Origin of the sequence: Trueperella sp. HMSC08B05, from assembly GCF_001808405.1 — a bacterium.
Lineage (GTDB): Bacteria > Actinomycetota > Actinomycetes > Actinomycetales > Actinomycetaceae > Trueperella > Trueperella bernardiae.
Genome location: NZ_KV793244.1, coordinates 24,031 through 42,716 on the forward strand (window position 1 = coordinate 24,031; position 18,686 = coordinate 42,716).

The 18,686-nt window shown below is 67.2% G+C and carries 15 protein-coding genes; 10 read left to right on the plus strand and 5 right to left on the minus strand.

Annotation, left to right across the window (positions count from 1 at the left end):
• Positions 1-30: 30 nt before the first annotated feature.
• From HMPREF3167_RS05640 to HMPREF3167_RS05650, 3 genes are all read right to left on the minus strand, one after another.
• Positions 31-579, minus strand: a complete 549-nt coding sequence (locus HMPREF3167_RS05640; RefSeq protein WP_062612926.1) for a DUF4825 domain-containing protein — start codon at positions 577-579, stop codon at positions 31-33.
• Positions 580-703: 124 nt separating this feature from the next.
• The gene (locus HMPREF3167_RS05645) at positions 704-1,471 is read right to left on the minus strand and encodes a CYTH domain-containing protein (RefSeq protein ID WP_062612924.1); all 768 of its coding nucleotides are present in this window, start codon (positions 1,469-1,471) and stop codon (positions 704-706) included.
• A gap of 118 nt (positions 1,472-1,589) precedes the next feature.
• The gene (locus HMPREF3167_RS05650) at positions 1,590-2,999 is read right to left on the minus strand and encodes a hypothetical protein (protein ID WP_070445972.1); all 1,410 of its coding nucleotides are present in this window, start codon (positions 2,997-2,999) and stop codon (positions 1,590-1,592) included.
• A 116-nt stretch (positions 3,000-3,115) separates the two neighbouring features.
• Here HMPREF3167_RS05650 and ilvA point away from each other — a divergent pair, with 116 nt between their 5' ends.
• From ilvA to HMPREF3167_RS05685, 7 genes are all read left to right on the plus strand, one after another.
• Positions 3,116-4,363, plus strand: coding sequence for a threonine ammonia-lyase IlvA (gene ilvA, locus HMPREF3167_RS05655; RefSeq protein ID WP_070445975.1), 1,248 nt, complete (start codon positions 3,116-3,118; stop codon positions 4,361-4,363).
• A gap of 38 nt (positions 4,364-4,401) precedes the next feature.
• The gene (locus tag HMPREF3167_RS05660; RefSeq protein ID WP_070445978.1) at positions 4,402-5,178 is read left to right on the plus strand and encodes a DsbA family protein; all 777 of its coding nucleotides are present in this window, start codon (positions 4,402-4,404) and stop codon (positions 5,176-5,178) included.
• 85 nt (positions 5,179-5,263) lie between these two features.
• Positions 5,264-5,839, plus strand: a complete 576-nt coding sequence (locus HMPREF3167_RS05665; protein ID WP_062612917.1) for a 1-acyl-sn-glycerol-3-phosphate acyltransferase — start codon at positions 5,264-5,266, stop codon at positions 5,837-5,839.
• Positions 5,836-7,266, plus strand: a complete 1,431-nt coding sequence (locus HMPREF3167_RS05670; RefSeq protein ID WP_236698645.1) for an alpha/beta fold hydrolase — start codon at positions 5,836-5,838, stop codon at positions 7,264-7,266. Before HMPREF3167_RS05665 ends, HMPREF3167_RS05670 begins: the two co-directional genes overlap by 4 nt.
• A gap of 253 nt (positions 7,267-7,519) precedes the next feature.
• Complete coding sequence (locus tag HMPREF3167_RS05675) at positions 7,520-8,326, plus strand: aldo/keto reductase (protein WP_062612915.1); 807 nt, start codon at positions 7,520-7,522, stop codon at positions 8,324-8,326.
• Between the two features lie 80 nt (positions 8,327-8,406).
• Entirely contained in the window at positions 8,407-9,351 is a 945-nt protein-coding gene (locus HMPREF3167_RS05680) for a hydroxymethylpyrimidine/phosphomethylpyrimidine kinase (protein WP_083281094.1), read from the plus strand.
• A 1-nt stretch (position 9,352) separates the two neighbouring features.
• Complete coding sequence (locus HMPREF3167_RS05685) at positions 9,353-10,018, plus strand: HD domain-containing protein (protein ID WP_062612913.1); 666 nt, start codon at positions 9,353-9,355, stop codon at positions 10,016-10,018.
• A gap of 224 nt (positions 10,019-10,242) precedes the next feature.
• On the opposite strand, the gene HMPREF3167_RS05690 is transcribed toward HMPREF3167_RS05685, so the two are convergent.
• Together HMPREF3167_RS05690 and dnaB are read right to left on the minus strand one after the other, a co-directional pair.
• Positions 10,243-11,532, minus strand: coding sequence for an MFS transporter (locus HMPREF3167_RS05690; protein ID WP_062612911.1), 1,290 nt, complete (start codon positions 11,530-11,532; stop codon positions 10,243-10,245).
• A 71-nt stretch (positions 11,533-11,603) separates the two neighbouring features.
• Positions 11,604-12,938 (minus strand): replicative DNA helicase, encoded by a 1,335-nt coding sequence (dnaB, locus tag HMPREF3167_RS05695; RefSeq protein WP_062612909.1) that lies wholly within the window; start codon positions 12,936-12,938, stop codon positions 11,604-11,606.
• Positions 12,939-13,405: 467 nt separating this feature from the next.
• On the opposite strand from dnaB, the gene HMPREF3167_RS05700 reads away from it, so the two are divergent.
• The 3 genes from HMPREF3167_RS05700 (at position 13,406) to HMPREF3167_RS05710 (ending at position 18,425) form a co-directional block, all read left to right on the plus strand.
• Entirely contained in the window at positions 13,406-13,993 is a 588-nt protein-coding gene (locus HMPREF3167_RS05700; RefSeq protein WP_062612908.1) for a hypothetical protein, read from the plus strand.
• A gap of 12 nt (positions 13,994-14,005) precedes the next feature.
• Entirely contained in the window at positions 14,006-15,316 is a 1,311-nt protein-coding gene (locus tag HMPREF3167_RS05705) for an MATE family efflux transporter (protein ID WP_244899238.1), read from the plus strand.
• A gap of 145 nt (positions 15,317-15,461) precedes the next feature.
• Positions 15,462-18,425 carry a bifunctional metallophosphatase/5'-nucleotidase gene (locus HMPREF3167_RS05710; protein WP_068538934.1) on the plus strand — a complete coding sequence of 988 codons (2,964 nt, stop codon included), beginning with the start codon at positions 15,462-15,464 and terminating at the stop codon, positions 18,423-18,425.
• Positions 18,426-18,686: the final 261 nt, after the last annotated feature.

An 18,686-nucleotide genomic window follows, 5' to 3' on the forward strand; every position in this document is an offset into this window, starting at 1 on the left:
GCGTGAAGTGCGCGAACGGCGTCGTGAGCGCTAACTATCCGCGACCAGCGAGCCCGCCTCCAACGGGACCAGCCCCCGCGCGCCCTGCCAGGTCTCGGCGGAATCGAGCAGGTCGGATAGCGGGGTGCCGAAGCGCTCCTCGATGGCGGAACGCTCCACGTAGTAACTGCCGTCGAGGGTGACGTACGTGAGGGAAGTGGCGTTGTCGATCGCGGCCATGAACGCCACCGCGGAATACAGCACGTTTTCGCGTTCGTTGCCGGTGTCGCCTTCGCCGAGCATGACCAGCACGTCTGTGCCATGGATCTCCACCCTGTCAATGCGCGCGCCGAGCGGCAGCGCATACAGGGCCTGCACGGTGTTCGAGTTGTCGCCCACGTAGGGTGAGCGGCGGGTTTCGAGCGCATTGATGTCGTGCGTCACAAACGACGACTGCTGCTCCAACGACTGCACCTGCGCCAAGTTCGCTTTCGATTCCGTCAAGCGAATGTACGTGAAGCCAATGATGACAATCAATGCCAACCCGATGGAGATCAGCACCTGCACCACCAGGCTCTTGCGCGACGAAGAACTTGTCATGCCCCCATTATTCTCGACTCCCACCCCGCCCGCATAAGCCCGCAGGGTGAAGCGGCGCTCCGGGTGCGCCGGCTACGGGATGACGACGACGTCGGCGCCGGGCGTCGCCATCACCCCCCCGTTGCTACCCGCGCAGGTCAAGGAAGAAGGGGCCGCGCTGGGCGAGCTCGTTCATGTAGAGCGCATCCCAGTGCTGCCACGGTTCCTTCGCGAGGGAATCGTTGGTGAAACGCGGGTCCGTGGTCACTTCCGTGACGCAGAAGTCCGGGATCGCCAGGTCCACCACCGGGCTCAGGCGCTCAATCTCCGCTACCACCAGGCCGGCGTTCTGGCCAGAGAAAACGTCGAACTCCCAGCCGTCCTCGCCCACCCACAGCGAATGGCGGGTCTTGGCCACAATCCGGCCCGAGCGCTGGATGATCTGCACGGCCACCTCCGGGTCGAGCTCGGTCTCCATCTCGTAGCGCTCGCCCGCCACCGACGGGGACTTCACTGCGATGGTCGCTACCGGCGGGGGCGTGGGATGGGGGCTTGGGGTTGTTGGGCTTATTGGGGCCACGGGGATGCCGGGTGCCGGGCCGCCGGCGTCGGCGGAAGTGCCGGCCGAGGGGGTGGAAGTGCTGGTGGCGGGCGCGGATGACCTGGCCACGAGCTCGGCGAGGAGTCGGCGTTCGTAGGCGCCGAGTTCGTCGACGGCCGGGTCGAAGGCGGGGGTGCCCAGATCGGCGTCGAGGTCCACCCCACGGAACGCGAGGCGGACGCGGATCGCGTAGCCGGCCTCGGCGAACACGTAGGCCTGAATGATCACCTTCGGCGCACCGTGCTCGACCACACCCTCGGGTAGCCGGCGCACCAGGAACTTGCGTTCGAATTCGAAGGGAAAGTCTTCCATGACGAAAGCATACCCCGCCCCGGCTGGCCCCCGGGCCCTGTGCAGAGGCTACGCCTGGGAGCCAACCGGGCCCACGCACCCAGTTCCCGGAGCCCGGCAGTCCAGCCGCCGGGGCTAATCAGCGGCCGAGCGGGCGCAAATAATGCAGGGCGGAGCCGTCCCACTCGAAGAACATGTCGGCGCTGTGGCCTTCGCCCACGAGCGCATCCTCCACCAGTGCCTCACCCGTGACCAGGTTGACGATCGCATTCCCGGCCTGGGCAAACGGGGCGCCGCGCGCGAAGAGCTCGGCGCCCGCGGGGATGTCGGTGAGCCAGCGCCCGTCCGCGAGCACGGCCACCGTGGCACGATCCCGCGCATTGGCAGCGGGCTTGTCGGCCTCGGGCACATCGGAATCGGCGGAGTCGGACTCGCCGGTGCCAGCACCACCGGACGCACCCGAACCAGAACCCCCGGCGCCTTCGCCGGCCGAATCCACGCCCGCCGCATCAGCCCGCTCCGCGAGCGCCTCGGCCAGCTCGCGCGCAGTGACGTCGGGATCCATGCCCGCGACCTCGTAGACCTCCCCGGCGCTCCCGGCCCGCAGCGGCGTTTCGCGCCGGAGGTTTGCGCGCGCGTCGTACTCCACCACCTGGCCCGCGCCCACGCACACGATTCCGTCGGTGACGGACCAGCACTTGTCCCCGCTGACCTTGCTCAGCCCGGGGTAGGTCACGAACGTGGTGCCGGCGGTGCCCGGAATCCCGGTATCCACGATGTCGACCCCGAGCCTCACCTGCGCATCCGCCGTGAACAGCCGCTCGTCTTCGATCACGCGCCCACCGGAGGCGATCACCGCGGCGAGCACCGAGTCGCGCCCGAGCCGCACGATCCCCGCGCCCGCGTCATACGCGCCGACCAGCCACGGCACCTCCGTGTCCAGCACATGCGCCCGCGTCCACCTCAGCTCCTCCGCGCCTGACCTCGCCCCCAGCACAATAAAATCGCTCGGCACGGCGTCCGTCATTTTTCCCGACGACGCCGTCGCCCGGCCCGCGTCCGCACCCCCGGCATTCGCCTCCGCGGCCCCGGCACCCCCAGAACCAGCGTCCCCAGAACCAGCCCCCGCATCCCCCACCGACACGAACACCGACCCGCTCGAGGCGTCCATCGCGAGGATGTCGGTGGCGTCAGGGATGTCGTAGGTCCAGATGGGGAGCGTGCGCCCGGAACTCGACACACTGAAGGCGTGCAGCTGCGTGCCCCGCGCCTCCGCGAGCGCGGCGATCAACGTGCCCGACTGCCTGTCGTACACCACGGCCGTCGGCCGGCCCGGCAGCTCCACCGACCAGTCCCGTTCGGCGCCGCCCTCATAGGGGTTACGTACGGGTTCGGGCGTGGGCTCGGCGCTCGGCTCGTCCGCCCCCGGCGCGCTCGCCGAGTCGGGGGCGGACGGCGTCACCGTCGGGGAAGCTGGCTTGGTGACGTCGGTGCACGCGGTAAGCACAGCACACCCGGCGAGCACCAGCGCAACTGCCCGCTTCCGCATCCCGCCACCTCCATCGCAACCCCGGCTTTATCCCTCCACAATACCGGCCCCGCAATTTCCCCGCCGAATAGTGGCAACAATTTGGTTTCGAGTTGCTCACGCGGAAAGATGGGGATATGACGAATGTGACCGGTACGGACGTGGTGGTCGCGGCGCAGACCCTGGGCTCGACAGTGTGGACCACCCCGCTTGAGGAATCCGTGCGCCTGTCTGCCAAGGTGGGCCGCCAGGTGCTGCTCAAGCGCGAGGATATCCAAGTGGGGCGCTCGTATAAGGTGCGCGGTGCCTACAACTTCCTTGCCGGCCTGGGCCCGGCCGCGGCGCCGAATGGGGTGGTGTGTGCGTCGGCGGGTAATCACGCGCAGGGCGTGGCGTTCGCGTGCAACAAGAAGCACATTCACGGCACGATCTTCATCCCGTCCACCACGCCGCGCCAAAAGCGCAACCGCATCGCGGCGATTGGTGGGGAGTGGGTCACGTTGCGCACGGTGGGTACGTCTTTCGATGAGTGTTCCGAGGCCGCGATCGCGTTTGCCAAGGAGAACGACGCCGTCTACGTCCACCCTTTCGACGACCCGCGGACGATCGCCGGCCAGGGCACGGTGGTGAAGGAGATCTTCGAGCAGGCCCCTACTCCGCCGGCAACTGTGGTAGTGCCGGTGGGCGGCGGAGGCCTCCTGTCCGGCACGCTGGCGTGGGTGAAGCAGTTCCACCCGGAGGTGAAGGTGGTGGGCGTGGAGCCGGCGGGGGCGGCGTCGATGGCGGCGGCCCTCAAGGCGGGCGCCCCGCAGACCCTGGAGACCGTGGATAATTTCGCCGACGGCACGGCCGTTGCCCGTGCCGGCAACCTCACCTACCAGATCGTGGCTGACCTGTGCGATGAGATCGTGATCGTGCCCGAGGGCGCGATTTGCACGGAGATGCTGGAGCTGTACCAGGTGGAGGGCATCATCGCTGAGCCGTCGGGTGCGCTCGCTCCGGCCGCGCTCGGCGACTACCTCACCGACCTGCCCGACGGCCCCGTCGCCTGCATCATCTCCGGCGGCAACAATGATGTGATGCGCTACGACGACATCGTAGAGCGCTCCATGATCCACGAGGGCCTGCGCCACTACTTCCTCGTCACCTTCCCGCAGCGCCCGGGCGCGCTACGCACGTTCCTCGACGACGTGCTCTCCGAGGGCGAGGACATCATCTTGTTCGAGTACACGAAGAAGAACAACCGTGAGACGGGCCCGGCGCTGGTGGGCATCGAGATCGAGGACCGCACCAAGATCGACGACCTGCGCGCCCGCATGGATGCCTCCGACCTCGAGATCGAGAAGCTCGAGCCCAACTCGCCGCTCTTCGGCTACGTCCTCTAACCTCAAACCGATAATTCCGACCGCCGCAGGAGAAATGCATGAACAAGACCGTCCGTAACCTCATCATGACCGTGGTGTTGCTTGCCACGGTGGTGGTGGCGCTCGTCGTCATGCTGGTGCTCAATCGTTCCTCGGAGGCCGAGCCTGAGCCGACGACACCGTCCGCGTCCGCCACGTCCGAGGCCACGACGCCCGACGGCGCCAGCCCCAGCGCCGAGGCGACCGAGCCAACCGCGCCGAGTGCGGAGCTTAAGGAGCTGGTGGAGGGCCTGTGGCGCCTCGACCCGGACGATCCGATGGCGGTGGGGGACCTGGATGCGGACATCGTCATGCAGGTCTACTTCGACTTCCGTTGCGGTTACTGCGCGAAGGCGGCCACGGAGACCGAACCGAAGATGCAGCACTACATTGATGACGGTACGGTGCGCGTGGAGTACCACAACTTGGCGATTTTGGGCGACGAGTCGACCTTGCTGGCACAGGGCGCGGTGGCCGCCGCGAACCAGGGCAAGTTCCTCGAGTACCACTCCTACGTCTACGACCACCACGTGGCCGGCGACGCGGTGGAGGCCAGCGAGGACGGGATCGCCGCCGTCGCCAAAGCGATCGGGGTGGCAGACCTGGAGAAGTTCCGCGCCGACATGACCGCGCCCGAGACCGTCGCCGCCATCGAGGATGTCCGCACCACGGCCACCTCGCTCGGCATCTCCGGCACGCCGGCGTTCATCGTCGGCTACAGCTACGTCCCCGGGTTCATCCCCATCGAGACGATGGACCAGGTGATCGCCACCGAGCTCGCCCGCCCCAAGGCCTAGGGCCGACGACGTCGCCCGCCGCGCGTCGTCCCACAACGCTCGCCGCGGCCCCGCCCACCCCGCCGCCCACATCGCAAGGAGAACTATGAGTTTCAAACGACTTTTTTCTAAGACATACCAGCGCCTGTCGAAATGGACGTTCGCGGAGGAGGCGCCACTGCCGAAGAAGTCGATCGTGATCGGCGCCTACCACACGTCGAACTGGGATTTCTGGTTCATGCTCATGGCCCTGTGGGATAAGGGCGTACCGTTTAAGTTTTTGGTGAAGGACTCGGTGATGCGCGGGCCGCTCGCGCCGATCGTGCGCGCCCTGGGCGGGATTGGCGTGGATCGCAGCCACCCGAACGGGATGGTGGCAGGCATCATCGAGCAGCTTGAGGGCGAGGATCGCTTTTCGCTCATCATCGCCCCCGAGGGCACGCGCAAGAAGCGCGACTACTGGAAGTCCGGCTTCTACCACATCGCTCGCGGGGCCGGCCTGCCGGTCACGCTCGGCTTCATTGACTCCACCCGGCACGTGTACGGCTGGGGCAAGACGATCGAGCTGACGGGCGACGTCGCGGCCGACATGGACGTCATCCGCGAGTTTTACGCCGACGCCGCCGGGTTTAAGCCCGCCCAGGGCACCGCGCCACGCCTGCGTTCGGAGGACGAGCAGTGACGCAGGCCGAGGTTACGGGCGCGCCCGCATGTACGACGTCGGCGCAACACCGGCAGGTGAGCTACGAGGTCCCGTGGGAGCACCCCACCACGCTCATTGAGCACCGCCTTGAGGTGCCGTTGGCCCACCCGGGCCTGGGCTACCGTCCGCCGCGCCCGGATGCCACGATCCAGGTCTTCGCCCGCGAGTTCGTGCGCGCGGGCTGCGAGGACAAGCCGCGCCTAGTTTTCTTCCAAGGCGGCCCGGGGTCGGCCGGCACCCGCCAGACCACCGAATCTGGCTGGGTAGCCCGCGTGCTTGAGGACTACCGCCTGGTCATGCTCGACGAGCGCGGCACCGGCCAGTCCGCCGCGATCGACGCCGCCGTGTTGGCCGGCGTCGGCACCCCCGACCAGCAGGCCGACTACCTGGCGTGCTTCCGGCAGGATTCGATCGTCGCCGACGCCGAGGCCCTGCGCCACGCCCTGCAGGGCGATGAGCCGTGGGCGGCGATGGGCCAGTCGTTTGGCGGGTTCTGCATCACCACCTACCTATCCCAGGCCCCGCGCGGGCTGAGCCGGGCGTTCATCACCGCCGGCCTGCCCTCCACGTGGCGCCACCCCGACGACGTCTACCGCCTCACCTTCGCCCGCACCGCGGCCCGCAACGCCGAGTTCTTCGCGCGCTACCCCGAAGATGAGGAGACATGCTGGCGGATCGTCACGCATCTTGCCGACGCCGCCACGGCCGGTACCCCCGAACTCCTGCCCACCGGCGAGCCGCTGACCGCCCGACGGTTCCGGATGCTCGGCCTCGAGCTCGGGCACAGCTACGGGCTCGAAGCCCTGCACTACATGCTGGAGGACCCGTTCGTCGAGGTGCCGGGCGCGGGTGGGGACGACGGCGTCGTTGGAAAGCGGCTGAGCTCGCGATTCCTGACAGCCGTGGGAGCGGCGCTGAGCTACGGGGCAACGCCGTTGTACTGGGCGCTGCATGAGTCGATCTACCAGCAGCGCGGGGTGGCGCCGAGGTGGGCGGCGGATCGGGTGCGCGGGGAGTTTGCGCAGTTCCGCCAGCCGGAGGCAACCGCGAGCGCCGAAGCCGCCCTTCGCGCCGAGGGGCACGGCTTCCGCTTCACGGGTGAGCACGTGTTCCCCTGGCAGGGGGAGGAGGATCCGGCGCTGGCTCCGATGGCCGAGACGGTGAGCATCCTGGCCGGCCGCGAGGACTTGCCCAACCTGCACGACCGCGCCGCGCTCGCCCGCAACACCGTGCCGGTGGCGGCGTGGGTGTACCGGCCGGACATGTTCGTACCCGTGGAGATCTGCCTGGAGACCGCTGCCGAGATCGCCGGGATCAAAGTGCTCATCTCCGAGGACTGGCACCACGACGCGCTTCGCACGCATGGCGCGGCGGTGGTCGGGCCGCTGCTCGAGGCGCTCGGCTAGCGGGCACCTTTTGCCATCGGCAGGAGAGCAACTCTCTGACCTGCGGTTTTAGTTTTGGCTCGGGTCGGCGCCGTGGCGGGGTTGTGGGGAGATCAGGATTTAGAGCCGTTTCGTCGCGAAAACTGCCCAATCCGGGCATATTTTCACAAGTTAGCCACGCCGGAGGCCCGCGCTGGCCCGCCCGTGCCGGGCGCATCCGTGCGCCCTCCGGCCCGCCCAGGCACACCTTCGCACCGCGGGCTAGGATGAAAACATGAATATTCCACAGCTTGGCTTTGGCACCTACAAGATCGACAACGACGCAGCGCCGGCGGCCGTGGCCTCCGCGCTCGAGGTGGGCTACCGCCACATTGACACCGCGCAGATGTATCGCAACGAGCTCGGGGTGGGCCGGGCGCTCGCGGCAACGGGCATCCCCCGTGAGGATATCTTCGTCACCACGAAGCTCAACACCCCCAACCACCGGCCCGACGACGTGCGGCGGACCTTCGCCCAGTCGCTGGCGGACTTGCAGACCGACTACGTGGACCTCTTCCTTATTCATTGGCCGATGCCGATGTTCTACGGCGGGGACTTCATCACCACGTACCGCGTGATGGAGGAGTTTGTGGAGTCGGGCCAGGCGCGCGCGATTGGCGTGTCGAACTTTGAGATCCACCACCTGGAGAAGCTGGCGTCGGGCACGTCGATCCTGCCGGCGGTCAACCAGATCGAGCTGCACCCCTACTTTACGAACGCCGAGCTGGCGGCCTACTGTGCCGAGCGCGGGATCGCGGTGGAGGCGTGGTCGCCGCTCGGGCGCGGCGGCGTGCTGGACGATCCGGTGATCGGGGAGGTCGCGGCCGAGGTGGGGGCCACCCCGGCGCAGGCGGTGCTCGCCTGGCACCTGGCCAAGGGCCACATCGCGATCCCGAAGTCCACGCACGCAGATCGCCAGAAGGAAAACTTCGCCTCGCAAGACGTCACGCTCACCGAGGATCAGATCGCGCGGATCGACGTGCTCGACAGGGGCGAGCCCGGGCGCACCGGCAAGCACCCGGACGTGTTCGACCGCATGTAAACATTCGTCTTTGCGGCCGGCGGGGACTAAAATCGTCTCCGCCGGCCGCGCCAATTTCGGCCAACGTTGAAAGGTTATTCATGGTCACGTACGCGTACACGATTGCAGGTTCTGAAGCCACGGGCGGAGCGGGATTCCAGGTGGATCTCAAGACGTTCCATGAGCTCGGCTGTTACGGCCTGGGTACACTCACCTGTATCGTTTCCTTCGACCCGGCGGATGGCTGGAACCATAAGTTCGTGCCCGTCGAGTCCGGCGTGATCAGCGACCAGATGCGCGCGGCGATGTCGCACGCCAACCTGGATACGGTCAAGATCGGTATGCTGGGCACGGTGCCCACGATCGACGCCGTCGCCGAAGGCCTGAAGAGCCAGGAGTGGAAGAATATCGTGGTGGACCCGGTGCTCATCTGCAAGGGTCAGGAGCCGGGCATGGCGCTCGACACCGATAACGCGCTGCGGGAGAAGATCCTGCCGCTGGCCACCGTGGCCACCCCGAACTACTTCGAGGCCTGCACTCTGGCCGGCATGGACAAGCTCGAGACCCTGGAACACCTGGCCGAGGCCGCGATGCGGATCTCGGAGCTGGGCCCGAAGTACGTGGTGGTCAAGGGCGGGATGGACTTCCCGGGCGACGAGGCCGTGGATGTGCTGTGGGACGGCGAGCAGGCGCTCGCGTACTCGGTGCCGAAGATCGGCAACTCACGCGTGTCGGGCGCGGGCTGCACGTTCGCCGCCGCGATCACCGCGGAGCTGGCCAAGGGCTCGGATATCCACAAGGCCGTGCGCGTGGCGAAGGACCTGGTCACGCAGGGCATCGACGCGCAGGTGCGGGCCAACACCCCGTTCTCCACAGTGTGGCAGGGCGCGTTCGAACCCAAGCAGGACGCCGACTACACCTACGCCGCCCAGATGGACTACTCGGACGCCACGCCCGACGAGGGCGAAGGCTGTAGCGGCGACGGCGACTGCGCCAACTGCGGCGAGGGTGGCTGCGGTAACGGCGCCGGCAGCTGCGGCAAGTAATATGTATCCGGATTTCGCGGCCGCCCGGGTGTTCCTCTACGAGCACCTGGCGGCCGCGCCCGCATCCGAGGGCTCGCGCCGCTACCGCTACGAGCACTGCCTTCGCGTGGCCCGCATCGGCCGCCGGGTCGGGCTCGAGGCCGGCCTGGACGCCGACGCGCTCGAGCTCGGGTGCCTGCTTCACGACGTCGGCAAGTACGACGCCGCCGTTCCGGTCGATCACGGCCGGGCGGGCGCGCTCGTCGTGAAAGAGTACTTCGATGGCCTCGGCTTTGGCGGGGCGGCGGCCGAGGAGATCGCGCAGGGCATCGCGATGCACGTTGACGGCCGGTTCAACCCGCGCGAGGACGGGGAGGGCACCGACGCCGACGCGCGGGGCCGGGCCTATCTCGTTTTTGACCGCGAGCCGGGGCTGGTGGCGCGCTCGATCGGGGACTGCGACAACGTGGACCGTTTCAGCGCGTACCGGATCGCCGACACGCTGCGGTACGTGGACTTCATGGCCAAGTCGACGCCCGAGCAGCTCGCCTTCATCGACTCCTACCTCGAGTCCCTGCGCGCCCAGTACGACTACGAGTGCGCCACGACGCCGGCCCATGAGCTGTGGATAGCGAACCTGGACTACCAGTGGGAGTTCTTCCAGCGCCTGGGCGCTGAACTCAGCTGAGCCGCCGCCGGCGGGCGGGCCGGCGGGCGCACCCCTACTCCGACCCCAGCCCTCGCTCTGCGCAAACGGGATACTAAACCGCAAGATGCGGCACAAAATAACGGGAAATTAGTGCCGCATCTTGCCGAGTAGTGCAGCATCTGTGGGGGGCGTGGCCGGAGGGCTGGTTGTGGCCCTCCCCCGGGCGCACCCTGGCCCCGGGCCGGGCCGGCCGCGCCGCCACCCTACATCCCCACCATCTTCTCGTTGGCCTGCACGGTCCACTCGGCGTGGATGCGCGGCAGGTAGTTAGTGAAGTGCAGGCGCAGCCGCATGCCCTTCGTGCTGAAGTAGGCCAGGATCCCGAGCACGGTCAGGAGGTTGACCCCGCCGCCCAGCAGCAGCGTGGACCGCGGCCCAAACACATCCCCGAGCCAGCCGATGATCGGCGCGCCCAGCGGGGTGCCGCCCAGGAAGATCGCCATGTAGATCGCCATGACACGCCCGCGGTACAGCGGGTCGGAACTGAGCTGGACCGCGGCGTTCGCGCTGGTCATAACGGTTAGGGCGAAGAACCCTGCGGGCACGAGCAGCACCGAGTAGGCCAGGTAGTTCGGCGTGAAGGCCAGCCCGATCGTGGCCAGTGAGAACGCCATGAGCGACAGGAGGATGGTGCGCAGGCGCGGCCGCTTGCGCCGCGCCGCCATGAGCGCGCCCGCCAGCGTGCCGATCGCCATGATCGTGCCGAGCAGGCCGTACTCGCCCGATCCCTTGCCGAACGCCTCGGTGGCCATCGTGGCGTTAAAGATCTGGAAGTTCATGCCGAACGTGCCCAGCATGAAGACGATGACCAGCAGCACCACGATGTCCGGCTTCGACTTCACGTACCTGAAACCGCCGCGCGTGGCCCCCTTCTTCTCGGCACGCGGCGAGGGGTGTAGCTCGGAGGTCTTCATCGCGAGCAGCGCACCGAACATGCCCACAAACGACAGGGCGTTGATGAGGAGTGCCGGGGCGACGTCGTCGTTAAAGGCCGCGATCATGAAGCCGGCCATGCCCGGGCCGATGAGGCGCGCCGCGTTGAACGACGTCGAATTCAGGCCCACGGCGTTCGCCAGCCGGTCCTGCGAGACGATTTCGGGGACGAAGGCTTGGCGGGCGGGGTTGTCGAACGCGACCACCAGGCCCTGCGTGAACGCCAGCGCGTAGATGTGCCACAGTTGCACCGCGCCGGTGTACACCACCAGCCACATCGCCACGGCGTTAAGCCACAGCAGCCCCTGGGTGACCATGAGGACCTTACGCTTGTCCATCCGGTCCACGATCCCGCCCGCGTAGGGGGCAAGGAACGGGATCGCGAGGAACTGCAGCGCGGTGACGATGCCGAGCGCGGCGGAGGAACCTTCGGTGAGGTCGGTCAGCACCAGCCAATCTTGGGCGACCCGGAAGATCCACGTGCCGATATTCGACACCAACGCCCCGGCGAAAAAGTACCTGTAGTTCCTGACCTCAAACGACTCAAACGTGCGCGACATGCACCATCTCCTTAAAGAATCAGGCTAGTCAACCCCCAGGATGTTGTCTATCGGCCAGGTCACGTGCTACTTTACTCTCCGCCGAAGTTGGCAAAGCGCGTGTAGTTGCCCTGGAAAGCCAGCTCGATCTTCGCGGTGGGGCCGGAGCGGTTCTTGCCCACGATCACCTCGGCGGGCGGCGGGTTCATGGAGCCGTCCTCGGCTTGGGGGCGGTTGATGAGAAGGACGACGTCGGCGTCCTGCTCGAGCGAGCCAGATTCGCGCAGGTCGGACACCTGCGGGGTCTTGTCGTTGCGCTGTTCGGGGTTTCGGTTGAGCTGGGCGATTGCGATGATCGGCACGTCGAGCTCCTTGGCGAGCAGCTTGATCGACCGGGAGAATTCCGAGACCTCTTGCTGGCGCGATTCGGGGGTGCGCCCGCCTGAGGTGAGGAGCTGGAGGTAGTCGATGACCACCATTTCGATCCCGTGCTGCTGGCGCATCCGCCGGGCCTTCGCGCGGATTTCCATCATCGTGAGGTTGGGCGAGTCGTCCACGTAGAGCGGGCCCTCGGCGATCCGGGCCAGCGTGGTGGAGATGCGCTCCCACTGGTTTTGACGGATGTCACCGGAGATTAGGGCCGACAGCGGGATCTCCCCCTCCGCCGCAAGCACGCGCATGGCCAGCTCCGTGCGCCCCATTTCCAGGGAGAAGAAGGCCACCGGCTTGTTCTCACGGAAGGCGATGTGCCGGCAAAAGTCCATAGCGATGGTGGTTTTCCCCATGCCGGGACGCGCAGCCACGATCACCATCTGCCCGGGCCGCAGGCCGTTGAGCACGCCGTCGAGCTCGTGGAATCCGGTGGCGAGCCCCGAGACCTTCCCGTCCCGGCTCGCGTTGATCTCCAGCTCCTCGATCAGCCCGGGCACGATCTCGCGGAAGGGCGTGTAGTCGGACTTCGTGCGCGACTCGGTCATCTGGAAGACCTCAGACTGAGCCATGTTCACCAGTTCGACGACGTCGGCGCCGTCCGTCGTGTACCCCAGCTGGGTGATGCGGGTGCCCACCTCGATGAGGGAGCGCAGCTGGGCCTGCTCGTGGACGATCCGCGCGTAATAGGAGGTGTTCGCGGCGGTGGGCACGCCGTTGACGAGGTCGAAGATGTAGGTGCGCCCGCCCACGCGCTCCAGCTCGCCACGCCGGGCAATCTCCGCGGCCACGGTGATGGCGTCGGCCGGCTCGCCCTTGGAGAACAGGTCGAGGACGGCGTCGTAAATAATGGTGTGTGCGGGACGGTAGAAGTCGGCGCCTTGCAAGATCTCGATGACGTCGGCGATCGCGTCCTTGTTGATCATCATGCCGCCCAGCACCGAGCGCTCCGCCTCCATGTCCTGCGGCGGCACGCGCTCAAACACATTCTCGCTCACGGCCCCTCCTTCACTCTCGGTTAGACCTTACCTGCCGCGGCCGGCTCGCGTGTAACCCCCGGGAAACTCGGGTGCGGCTTCCTGCGCGGGCCATGTTGTCAAATCGTCGACGACGACCGAGCCGTCAGTTTTCCACAGGCTGCGGCTTTGTCTGTGGCTTGTTGAAGAAATACTGTGGACACTCGCGGGGCCTCTGTGGATGTTAGAGGGATAACGACCACAGGTTGTCCACAGCGTTACACACATGCGCCGAGATTTGTGGAAAGGTGGTGCGGTTTTGGCGATATTTCTTCAACAGCACTATCCACACCAGTGGATAAGCAACCGGGATGTTGACAAGTTTTCACCTTAGGTCGCGACACGCTACTTGAAGAACACGCCGGCGTGTCATCGGGCCCGCGAGCAAGCGTTGGCGGGCCGCGCCGGCGGGCCCTGCGGTATTCTTATGGTGTAGGCAGGGAGGAATCATGGTGAGTTTCTATTCCGACAACACGACCGGTTCGGCGTGGGTTTCCTCAACGAAGGGCTTCTCGCTCCCGCACCGCGCGGAGAGCCTCGAATCGCCCTTCCTAGCGGGCGACTACGCCAAGGCCAATAAGCGCCGCCAGAAGCGCGACAGGCGCCGGGCCCGCGAGATGGCCAAGCGGGCACCCCGCTCCTTCACGGAGGCCCCGCGCCAGGACGCCCCGCCGCGCCAGCCCACCCGCACCATGAACGCCCAGCCGGTCCAGCAGCGTCAGGCCCCCGTCCGCATGCCACCCCAGCAGGGCCCGGGGATTTCGCAGGCAAGCACGATGACGGTCGGCCGCCTCCGGGGCGTCACGGTCTCACGGGATACCTCTTTCTTTGGCCGCATGTCGCGCACGATGCAGAACTTCTCCAATAGCCGCCTCACCTCGGTGACGAACAATTCGTTCCCGGCCAGCTCGGGCTTCGCGCTCGACGGCGTGGAGCTGACCAAGGGCGAATACAACGCCTGGATCGGCGGTGATCCGCAGGCAAACGCGCAGGTCGTCGTCGTGACGGAGGCCCCCCAGCAGAATCCTGGCCGCTAGGGGCTGCCCGGCGTGAGTATTGACCGCGAGATCCGCCAGCTCGCCCTGCCCTCGCTCGCCACGCTGCTGGCCGAGCCGCTACTGGTGGCCGTGGATACGACGATGATCGGCCGGCTGGGCGCGAACCCGCTGGCCGGCCTGTCGCTGGCTTCGACGTTGCTCACAACGCTGGTGGGCGTGTGCATTTTTCTTTCCTACGCGACGACGGCGGCGACCGCCCGTTTCGTCGGCGCGGGCAGGCCCGACCGGGGCTTACGTCAGGGGCTGGACGGGATGTGGCTCGGCGCCCTCCTTGGCGTGGCGCTCGGCGCGGTCCTGGCGGGCTTCGCCCCCGCGATCCTCAGCTGGTTCGGGCCGGAGCCCGCGGTCCTCAATCAGGCGGTGGCCTACGCCCGTGCCTCCGCGATCGGCCTGCCGGGTATGCTGCTGGTGCTCGCGGCCAACGGCACGCTGCGCGGCTTCGCCGATACCCGCACGCCCCTCATCGCCGCCACCGCCGGCGCCCTGGCGAACATCCCACTGAACGCCGCGCTCATCTACGGCGTGGGCCTCGGGGTGGCTGGCGCCGGGCTCGGCACCGCGATCGCCCAATCCCTCATGGGGATCTACCTGGCGTGGATGGTCCTCAGGCTGGCCGTGGCGCACGGCGTCTCCCTCGCCCCCAGCGGCGTGGGCGTGCTGCGCGCTGTTCGCGACGCCGTCCCCCTCATCATCCGCACCCTCTCCCTGCGCGGGGCCATCCTTCTCCAGATCGCCGCCGCCACAGGGCTCGGTACGGTGGCCCTCGCCGCGAACCAGATTGTCATGACGATGTGGAACTTCGCCGCCTACGGCCTGGACGCCCTCGCCACCGCCGCGCAGATCCTGGTCGGCCAGGGCCTGGGCTCGGGCAATCGCGAGCGTGTGCGCACAATCCTCTCCCGCTGCCTGGCCTACGGTTTGAAGGTGGGGGCGGGTCTCGGCGTGGTCCTCGCGGGCCTGTCGTTCGTCATCCCGCGGGTGATGAGCGTGGACGCGGGCGTCGCGTGGCTGGCCACCCAGTCCATGTGGGTCACGTCGCTCGCCCTGCCGATCGCGGCGGTGGCCTACATGCTCGACGGCGTGCTCATCGGCGCCGGCGACACCCGCATGCTCGCCACCTACATGCTCACCGCGTTGGCTGCCTTCGCCCCGCTCGCCCTCCTCCTCGCCGGCCCGGGCCGCCACCTGGGCACGGCCGGCATGCTGATGCTGTGGTGCGCGTACGCGATCGTTTTCATGGCCGTGCGCGGGGGCACGATGCTGTGGCGCGTACGTACCGACACCTGGATGCGCCTCGACTGAAGCTCATCGCCCTACCTGTGAAAACACCCCCTGCGGTATGATGCTCTTAGCGACATCGCATACCCTCGGGGGACGGGCCGCCAATTTAGGCTATCCGAAACCTAAGGAAAATGGTTGTACAACTCACCACCCGAAAGGCGAACCTATGAAACGAGCGAAGCGGTTGGTTCTCGGCAGTGTTGCCACCTCCAGCCTCATCCTTTCACCCACCGTTGCACTTGCTACCACCGACGACGCCAGCCGCGCGGCCGCCGTCGAGACTGAGACCTCCGTCGAAGCTGAGGCTCCCGCGACAGAGCCCGCCGAGGACGCGGCAAAAGCCGAACCCGCGCCCGAAGGAGCCGGTTCGGACATCGTCGTGCTCGACCTATACAACCTCACCGACATCCACGGCCACATCGAGCAAACGACCAAGAAGGTTGGCGGGAAGGTGACCGTCAACGAAGCCGGCCTGTCCGCCATGTCCTGCTACGTCAAGGAAGCGAAGAAGAAGAACCCGAACTCCCAGCTCGTGCTCTTGGGCGACAACATCGGCGCCTCGCCGTTCACCTCGGGCTCACAGCACGACAACCCCACCATCGCCGCCCTCAACAAGATGGACGTGTTTGCCTCCACGATCGGCAACCACGAATTCGACAAGGGCCAAGAGGTCCTGCGCGCCCGCTTCACCGGCGGCACAGTGGATGGCGTGACGTACGAGAAGGTCAACTTCCCCTACCTCGGCGCCAACATTACGGGCCTCGAGGGCCTGGGCACGTACGAGGTCTGGACGTCGCCGTCGGGCGTCAAGGTCGCCTTCATCGGCGCGATCGAGGACGACGCCGACACGAAGGTCTTCCCCGGCACGTTCGACGGGATGGAGTTCTCCAAGCCCGTCCCCGTGATCAACGACCTCGCCAAGGAGATCAAGACCAAGGGCGAGGCCGACGTCGTCATCGCGATGTACGATAACGACGTCGCCCAGTCCTACCCCAAGATGGGCGAGTACGTGGACGGCATCATGGGCGGCGACACCCACAAGCCGTACTACTTCACCAAGGTAGCCACCGAGTCCGGGCACGTGCTGTCGGCCACCGCGTCCGGCAGCTTCACTGACAACCTGTCCAACCTGCGCATCACATACGACACGAAGGCGAAGAAGGTTGTGGACTCCGAGGCCGTCCAGATCACGGCCGCCGAAGTCGCCACCTGCGGCGACGACCCGGAGGTCAAGGCCGTAGTCGACCAGGCGAAGACCGCGGCCCACGAGGCCGGCTCGAAGGTAATCGCCGACGGCGCGGGCAACTTCTCACGCGGCTACCAGCAGACCGTCAAGGACGGCCAGGCGACGCGCGGCGAGAACCGCGGCACCGAGTCCACGATCGGCGGCCTCATCGCCGACGCAATGCGCGAGACCATCACCACGCTCGACGGCGACCCGATCGACATCGGCATCATCAACGCCGGCGGCATCCGCGCCGACCTCCTGCCGGCCGACGGCAAGGTGACCGTGGCCGACGTGTTCAAGGTCCAGCCGTTCTCCAACGAGGTCGGCTACGTGAAGATGACCGGCGCCCAGTTCAAGACCCTGCTCGAGCAGCAGTGGAAGGTGCTCGGCAAGGATTCGACCCGCCCGATGCTCAAGCTCGGCCTGTCGAAGAACGTGAGGTACACCTTTGACCCGTCCAAGCCGATGGGCGAGCGCGTGACCTCCATCCTTATCGACGGCGCGCCGATCGACCCGGCGAAGACGTACACCGTGTCGTCCGTGACCTTCCTTCTCTCCGGCGGCGACTCCTTCGACGTACTGAAGGATCCCTCGATCGCGGGCACGCTCAAGACGATCCCGGACCGCCTGGATCGCGACTTCTTCGGCGCGTACCTGACGAAGAACCCCACGGTCCAGCCGCGGGAGACCAAGCAGTCGGTGGGCGTGAGCCTCACGGCCGACGTCGCGGGCAACACGGCGTCGGCGAAGGTGAGCCTGCGCGGCCTGTCCTTCTCCGGTGAGGGTGAGGCCCGCACCAAGGACGTCACAGTCAAGCTCGGCGACGTCACCGCCACCGCGAAGGTCAACAACACGCTCGAGGACGCGAACGCGGCGAACGAGAACGCGATCGTCACCGCCGACGGCGTCGGTTACGTTGACGCCCCCATCTCCCTGACCGCCACTGCGCAGTGCAAGACGGCGGGCACGGTCCACCTCCCGCTCACGGTGCTGAACGAAGCAGGCGTGGAGCTCGTGGGTGAAGCCGCGGGCCTCGGCGTCGACGTGGCGTGCACGCCCGCAGGCGGCGACTCCGACGAAGGCGAGCAGGGCGGCGACCACGGCCAGTGCATGGTCATGGACCGCCCGGCCAAGCCCGCGCGCGCCACCGGCAAGCTCGGCGAGGCCACCGGCGATGCGTACGCTGACCTGTGGTCGGTCGATAGCTCAGGTGCCGTGCACTTCTACGCCGGCACCGGCAAGGGCCTCGTCCACCGCGGCGTGGTCATGTGCGGGGCCAAGGACATCGTGGAGATCGACGCCATTCCTGACGTGAACGGCGACGGGCGCGCCGACGTCTTGGCCCGCTACGAGAGCGGCGACCTGTACTACATGTACTCGGCCGGCGACGGCTTCCTCACCAAAGGCCTGAAGGCCGGCCATGGCTGGAACGCGTTGGACAACGTCACCTACGTGGGTACACTCGGCTCCTCGAAGGACACCTACGTGGTGGCCGTCCAGGTGGCGACCGGCGACCTGTACCGCTACAACGTGAGCGCCGTAGGCTTGCATAGCGGCATGAAGATCGGCCACGGCTGGAACTCAATGCGCTTCGTCTTGGCCCCCGGCCAGTTCAGCGGCTCGGCACACAACGACCTGGTGGCCATCCACGAAGACGGCCGGATGTTCGCCTACGAGGGCGCTGCGAACGGCTACCTGTACGGCGTGGGCCAGATCGGCCACGGCTGGGGTGGCTTCACCTACGCCTCCATCCCCGGTGACCTCAACGGCGATGGCAAGTACGACCTGATCGGTATCCGCAACGAGGGCACGATGTTCTCTTACCTGAACAAGGCCAGCGGTTCGTGGACTCCAGCTACTCAGATCGGGCACGGCTGGCAGAAGATGCTGACCATCAGCTAAATCTCCGGCCGCCTCCCCTGGGCCCCTGCCGTTCGTGGCGGGGGCCCACTCTTATGCCCCGCGCCCAACTGCGTTTCGCGTCACCAAAAGTGTTTTGTGCGCACTCAAATCGGGGATTTGAGCGACGTGAAAACACTTCGCGTGACGCGAAACGGAAGGGGGCGACCGGCCGGGCGCCCGAGAACGGCGGGCAGGCCAGGTGGGCGGGCCGGCCAGGCCCGGTCGGGCCGTCGGCACACACCGCCGGGCAGCAGAAGGGGG

Excerpts from the sequence above, each read along its gene's own strand:
- HMPREF3167_RS05640 (WP_062612926.1), bottom strand. The coding sequence starts at position 579 with ATGACAAGTTCTTCGTCGCGCAAGAGCCTGGTGGTGCAGGTGCTGATC.
- HMPREF3167_RS05645 (WP_062612924.1), bottom strand. The coding sequence starts at position 1,471 with ATGGAAGACTTTCCCTTCGAATTCGAACGCAAGTTCCTGGTGCGCCGG.
- HMPREF3167_RS05650 (WP_070445972.1), bottom strand. The coding sequence starts at position 2,999 with ATGCGGAAGCGGGCAGTTGCGCTGGTGCTCGCCGGGTGTGCTGTGCTT.
- ilvA (WP_070445975.1), top strand. The coding sequence starts at position 3,116 with ATGACGAATGTGACCGGTACGGACGTGGTGGTCGCGGCGCAGACCCTG.
- HMPREF3167_RS05660 (WP_070445978.1), top strand. The coding sequence starts at position 4,402 with ATGAACAAGACCGTCCGTAACCTCATCATGACCGTGGTGTTGCTTGCC.
- HMPREF3167_RS05665 (WP_062612917.1), top strand. The coding sequence starts at position 5,264 with ATGAGTTTCAAACGACTTTTTTCTAAGACATACCAGCGCCTGTCGAAA.
- HMPREF3167_RS05675 (WP_062612915.1), top strand. The coding sequence starts at position 7,520 with ATGAATATTCCACAGCTTGGCTTTGGCACCTACAAGATCGACAACGAC.
- HMPREF3167_RS05680 (WP_083281094.1), top strand. The coding sequence starts at position 8,407 with ATGGTCACGTACGCGTACACGATTGCAGGTTCTGAAGCCACGGGCGGA.
- HMPREF3167_RS05685 (WP_062612913.1), top strand. The coding sequence starts at position 9,353 with ATGTATCCGGATTTCGCGGCCGCCCGGGTGTTCCTCTACGAGCACCTG.
- HMPREF3167_RS05690 (WP_062612911.1), bottom strand. The coding sequence starts at position 11,532 with ATGTCGCGCACGTTTGAGTCGTTTGAGGTCAGGAACTACAGGTACTTT.
- HMPREF3167_RS05700 (WP_062612908.1), top strand. The coding sequence starts at position 13,406 with ATGGTGAGTTTCTATTCCGACAACACGACCGGTTCGGCGTGGGTTTCC.
- HMPREF3167_RS05710 (WP_068538934.1), top strand. The coding sequence starts at position 15,462 with ATGAAACGAGCGAAGCGGTTGGTTCTCGGCAGTGTTGCCACCTCCAGC.